Source organism: Pseudomonas sp. K5002, assembly GCF_013386655.1.
In the GTDB taxonomy this organism is placed as follows: Bacteria; Pseudomonadota; Gammaproteobacteria; order Pseudomonadales; family Pseudomonadaceae; genus Aquipseudomonas.
In genome coordinates, this window is sequence record NZ_JACARK010001275.1 from 1 (window position 1) to 825 (window position 825).

The following is an 825-nucleotide window of genomic DNA, read 5'->3' on the forward strand; positions in this document are numbered from 1 at the left end:
GATGAGTCACGGTCACGGTGCAGCCGGCCAGCAGCAGTTCCATGGCCATCGGGCGACCGACGATGTTCGAGGCGCCGACGACGACGGCATCCAGGCCATACAGATCGACGCCGGTGCTTTCCAGCAGGGTCATGATGCCCTTCGGGGTGCACGGGCGCAGCAGCGGGATACGCTGGGCCAGGCGGCCGACGTTATAAGGGTGGAAACCGTCGACGTCCTTGTCCGGGCGGATGCGTTCGAGCAATTTCGACGCGTCCAGATGCTCGGGCAATGGCAGTTGCAGCAGGATGCCGTCGATGGCCGGATCGTCGTTGAGGCTGTCGATCAGGTCGGTGAGGGCCTGTTGGGTGGTGTCTTCAGCCAAGTCGTAGGCTTTGGAAATAAAGCCGACCTCTTCACAGTCTTTACGCTTGTGCGAGACATAAACCTGAGAGGCAGGATCGCTGCCGACCAGGATCACCGCGAGGCCCGGCGTGCGCAGGCCTTGTTGGCTGCGCTCGGCGACTCGTTTGGCGATCTGCTGGCGCAGGCTGGCGGCGATTGATTTGCCGTCGATAAGTTGTGCAGTCATTACGCGTGATTAACCATCGAGAGGGGGAAGAAAAGTGCGCGCATTCTCGCATGCCATGGCGTGAGGGCAAAGGCGCTTGGTCTGCAAATTCCCCTAACCCCTTAAATAAAATGAATTTTTTATAAAAAGGATTTGACGGGTTTCGGGTCCATCTATACTATTCGTCGCACTTGTCGGGCACAGCCTAGCACTGGTTAGTTTGTAATCCTCCAAGAGTACAGATTAATAAGGCGCCCGTAGCTCAGCTGGATAGA

At 57.6% G+C, this 825-nt stretch carries 1 protein-coding gene; it reads right to left on the bottom strand.

The annotated features are described in order from the left end of the window. Positions 1–571 (bottom strand): tetrahydrofolate dehydrogenase/cyclohydrolase catalytic domain-containing protein (locus HX846_RS35615; RefSeq protein ID WP_178967288.1); only part of this gene is annotated, 571 nt, incomplete at its 3' end. Positions 572–825: the final 254 nt, after the last annotated feature.